Source organism: Methylobacterium variabile (genome assembly GCF_001043975.1).
GTDB lineage: Bacteria > Pseudomonadota > Alphaproteobacteria > Rhizobiales > Beijerinckiaceae > Methylobacterium > Methylobacterium variabile.
The window spans coordinates 1-4,585 of record NZ_LABY01000359.1 but is presented as its reverse complement, the minus strand read 5'-3'; the positions used below and the strand labels follow the sequence as shown (position 1 = coordinate 4,585).

The window sequence follows — 4,585 nt, the reverse complement described above, 5'->3', positions numbered from 1 at the left end:
GTCATGCCCCTCGATTCCGCGACCGAGGCGGCGCTGACCGGCGCGACCGAGGTGCCGGCCGGGCCGCGGGCCATCGCCGTGGCCCCGCCCGACACCCGCCCCCTGCCCGCGCGCCTCGTCCGGGGGCCCGAGGCGGTGCCCTCGCGCGATCCCGCGATGGCGGGAGCGATCACCGCGATCGGCACGGCGCTGATCGCGGCGGAGGACGAGCTCAACGCCCTCGACGCCCGGGTCGGCGACGGCGACACCGGCACCACCTTCGCGTCGGCGGCCCGGGCCGTGCTCGCCGACCTCGACCGGCTGCCGCAGGCCGAGCCCGCCGCCCTCTGCCGCGCCCTCTCCGACCGCCTCGCCCGGGTGGCCGGCGGGTCGAGCGGAGTCCTCATGTCGATCTTCTTCGCCGCCACAGGCTCGGCCCTCGCGGAGGGGGCGGCCTGGCCCGCGTCCCTCGCCCGGGGCGTGGAGCGGCTCCAGGCCCATGGCGGGGCGCGGCCCGGCGACCGCACCCTCCTCGACGCCCTGGTGCCGGCGGTCGAGGCCCTGCCCGCAGGCGGCCTCGCGGCGGCGGCGCGGGCGGCCGAGGCAGGAGCGGCCGCCACCGCCGGGATGACCCGCGCCGGCACGGGCCGGTCGAGCTACCTCGCCGCCGCCGACCTGGCGGGCGTGGAGGATCCGGGCGCCGTCGCGGTGGCCCGGGCTTTCGCGGCGCTGCATCGCTCCGCCGGCCAGGACGAAGCATCGAATTGAAATACGTCGGCCCGAGGCCTTGATGTGGCGGCCGCGCTTCCGGGAAGGGCTTCGGAACGACGGAGCCGCCGGTCCGTCCCGGGCTTCCGGCCATCGGCCGCGGCCTCTCGCCGGCTAACGATTTGGCGAGACGTCGAGGGCGGAGCCGGAGGTCTTCCTCGACGGTCATAGACCCGCCAACGCGAGATGCCCCGCAGAGCCCACCGTCGGCTCTGCCGGGCTGTTCGAAGGCGCGCCGGACGGATGCGCCCGTGGTCCGAGCCTCGGCGCCTCAGCCGCCGCGGCGGCCGCGGCGGGGCTTTCCTTCGGCCGGGGCTTCGGCCGCGGCGACCTCCGGCTCGGGCGGGGCGGCCGGGGCCTCGGCCGCCCCGATGGGGGCCTCCTCGGTCCGCGCGGCGCTGCGGCGGCGCTGCTGGCCGAGACCGAGGGAGCGTGCCAGCTCGGAGCGCTGCTCCGAGTAGCTCGCCGAGGTCATCGGGTAGTCATGGGGCAGGCCCCATTTCTGGCGGTAGGCCTCGGGCGTCAGGCCCCGCAAGGTGAGGTGGCGGCGCAACGTCTTGTAGGACTTGCCGTCCTCGAAGCTGATCAGGAAGTCGTGCGTGATCGAGCGGCGGATCTCGCTCGCCGTCGCCTTGGGGTGGGCCGGCTCCGGCGGAGCTTTGCTGCCCTGCGCCATCTCGTTCAGCGCGCCATAAACGTCGGAAATCAGCTTCGGCAGATCGCCGCTTTGCAGATGATTGCTGCTGACATAGGCAGAAATGATGTCTGCCGTCAGCGTCACAATCTGATCGTGAGTGTTCGCGGTTTCGTCCATGCCGGCGCGCTCTGGGGATTCATTCACCTCGGTCGGTTATCCTTAAGTTCATATTGATAAAAAATGCAAGGATTATTTGTTTATAAAAATTGCTCTCTCAGGGGAATCGGGCCTTTGACATAACAGGCGCCGCGGGTTCACGTCCATGCGCTGGACCGGTCCGGACGCCGGTCCGGAACCCGGTCTCGCGGCCGCGGTTCTCCCGGTGGACACCCCGGGAAGCGTGGATGCGCGTCGTCGTCGACCTGAACCGCTGCCAGGCCTACGCCCAGTGCTGCTACGCGGCCCCAGACCGCTTCGTCCTGCAGGGCGACGAGATCCTGGTCTACGACCCGGCGCCGCCCGACCGGGACCGGGCGGCCGTCGAGCGCGCGGTGCAGGCCTGTCCGGTCCGCGCCATCAGGGTCGAGCACGGCGACGCGCCTGCGGCGGCCGGAATCTCGGCGTGACGCGACATCTCTGTGCGAGGCGAAACCTGGCGTGAGGCAAAAGCTGGCGTGAGGAACGAAACGATTGTCGTCGCGGGCGCCTCGCTCGCCGGCCTGCGCGGGGCCGAGGCCCTGCGGCAGCGCGGCTTCGCCGGCCGCCTGATCCTCGTAGGCGACGAGCCCTACCTGCCCTACGACCGCCCTCCCCTGTCCAAGCACGTCCTCACGGGCGAGATCGCGCCCGGCGCCACCACCCTGCCCGGCGTCCGTGGTCTCGACGCCGAATGGCGCCTCGGCACTCCCGTCTCCGGCCTCGACCGCGCCGGCCGGGCCCTCCTCCTCGCCGATGGCGGGCGCCTGGGCTTCGACCGCCTGCTGATCGCCACCGGGGCGCGGGCCCGGCCCTGGCCGAACGCCGACGAGGCGCGGCTCTCCGGCATCCACACCCTGCGGGGCCGGGACGACGCGGCCGCCCTCGCGTCCGGCCTGGCGGCCCGGCCCGCGCGGGTGCTGATCCTCGGCGCCGGATTCATCGGCTGCGAGGCCGCCTCCAGCATCCGCGCCCTCGGGCTTCCCGTCACGGTGGTCGATCCGGGGCCGGCGCCCCTCGCCCGGACGCTCGGCCACGTCGTCGGCAGCTTCGTCGCCGGGCGGATGCAGGCGGCCGGGGTCGATTACCGGCCGGGCACCCGGGTGACGCACCTCGAGGGCGACGGTGCCGGCCGGGTGCGGCGCGCCCGGCTCGCCGGCGGCGGCGCGATCGACGCCGACCTCGTCGTGGTGGCCCTGGGAGCGGTGCGCAACACGGACTGGCTCGCCGGCACCGGCCTCGCCGCCAACGCGGGCGGCGTGTCGTGCGACGGCGCCTGCCGCGTCCTCGACGCCGCGGGGCGGCCCGAGGCGGCGATCTTCGCCGCCGGCGACGTGGCGCGCTGGCCGCACCCGCTCTACGGCGGCCGCCCGGTCGCCCTGGAGCACTGGGGCAACGCCGTCGCGCAAGGGGCGCACGCCGCCCGCGCCATGCTGGACGGGCCGGAGGCCGCGGGCGCCTACGCCGAGCTGCCGGCCTTCTGGTCGAGCCAGTTCGGCCTCAACATCAAGTCCCTCGGCCTCACCGAGGGAGCCGACGCGGTCGCGATCGCGCAGGGGAACCCGCGGACCGGCCGCTTCCTGGCGGTCTATGGCCGCGCCGGGCGCACCCTCGCGGCGGTCTCCGTCAATGCCGGGCGCTGGCTGCCGGCCTACGAGGCGCCGATCCGGGCCGCCGCCCCGTTCCCGCCCATCACCGGCGGGGCGGACCAGCCGGCCCTCAAGCCGGTGCCGCCGGGCTTGCCGGCCCCGCGCGCCGCCTGACCGGAGGTGTCACCCATGAACGAGGACGACGGCACCCTGTTCGCGCAGGTCCGCGACCCGGCCAACCGGGCCGACCCCTACCCGCTCTACGCCCGCCTGCGGGCGCAGCCCGTGGCGCGCCAGGACGACGGCACCGTGGTGGCGAGCGGCTACGCGGCGATCCGCGCCCTGCTGCACGACCCGAGGGTCAGCTCGGAGGACCTGCCGCCGGCCGAGCATCCGCCGACCGGCAACCCGGTCAAGGACTGGATCGTCAACCCGCTGAAGGACTGGATCACCGACCGCCACCGCCCCTTCATCTTCCGCGATCCCCCCGCCCACGACGCCCTGCGCCGCCAGGTGATGGGGCAGTTCACGGTCGCCCGGGTGCGGGCCATGAAGCGGCGGACCGAGGCGCTGGTGGCGGAGTGCCTGGAGCGCTGCGAGACCTGCTCCACCATCAACCTCGTCGACGATCTCGCCTATCCGCTGCCCGTGACGGTGATCTGCGAGCTCCTCGGCGTGCCGCGGGAGGACGAGCCGCGCTTCCACGGCTGGGCGACGCAGCTCGCCACCGCCCTCGAGCCCGAGAGCCGCAACGACCCGGGCTTGCGCGCCCGCAACACCGAGACCTTCGACGCCATCGCGGCCTACATGCGCGACCTGATCCGGGAGAAGCGCCGGGCGCCCGCCGACGACCTGCTCTCGGGGCTGGCCACCCAGAAGGACCCGGAGGCGGGGCGGATGAGCGACCCCGACCTCGTCGCCACCGCGATCCTGCTGCTGATCGCCGGGCACGAGACCACCGTGAACCTCATCACCAACGGCATGCTGACCCTGCTGCGGCACCCGGACGAGCTCGCGCGCCTGTGGGCCGACCCGGAGCGGGCGCCGCGGGTGATCGAGGAGCTGCTGCGCTACGAGCCGCCGGTCCACTTCCGCACCCGGCTCACCCGGGCGCCGATTCCGGTCGCCGGCACCACGATTCCCGCGGGCGTGCCCCTGGTGCTGCTCTTCGCCGCCGGCAGCCGCGACCCGGCGCGCTTCCCCGATCCCGACCGCTTCGATCCGGACCGGGAGGACAACCAGCATTTCGGCTTCGGCGGCGCCCTGCACTACTGCGTCGGGGCGCCGCTCGCCCGCATCGAGGCCGAGGCCGCCCTCACGGCGCTGGCCGCCCGCCTGCGCGCCCCCCGCCTCGCCGAGGACCCGCCGCCCTACCGCCCCGGCGCCTCCTTGCGCGGCCCGAAGCGCCTCCTGCTGG

The 4,585-nt window shown here is 74.7% G+C and carries 5 protein-coding genes; 4 read left to right on the top strand and 1 reads right to left on the bottom strand.

Features of this window, described 5'->3' with window-relative positions:
- A partial coding sequence (locus VQ02_RS32935) for a DAK2 domain-containing protein (protein WP_048448490.1) occupies window positions 1–747 on the top strand: 747 nt, incomplete at its 5' end.
- Between the two features lie 271 nt (window positions 748–1,018).
- Here VQ02_RS32935 and VQ02_RS32930 read toward each other — a convergent pair.
- A complete protein-coding gene (locus tag VQ02_RS32930) occupies window positions 1,019–1,561 on the bottom strand; it encodes a Ros/MucR family transcriptional regulator (RefSeq protein WP_048448489.1) in 543 nt (180 codons plus the stop codon).
- 227 nt (window positions 1,562–1,788) lie between these two features.
- Between VQ02_RS32930 and VQ02_RS32925 the strand changes: the two genes are divergently transcribed.
- From VQ02_RS32925 to VQ02_RS32915, 3 genes are all read left to right on the top strand, one after another.
- A complete protein-coding gene (locus tag VQ02_RS32925; protein WP_048448488.1) occupies window positions 1,789–2,010 on the top strand; it encodes a ferredoxin in 222 nt (73 codons plus the stop codon).
- A gap of 48 nt (window positions 2,011–2,058) precedes the next feature.
- Entirely contained in the window at window positions 2,059–3,342 is a 1,284-nt protein-coding gene (locus VQ02_RS32920; protein WP_048448487.1) for an NAD(P)/FAD-dependent oxidoreductase, read from the top strand.
- A gap of 15 nt (window positions 3,343–3,357) precedes the next feature.
- The coding region (locus VQ02_RS32915) for a cytochrome P450 (RefSeq protein WP_048448486.1) at window positions 3,358–4,585 on the top strand (1,228 nt) is incomplete at its 3' end.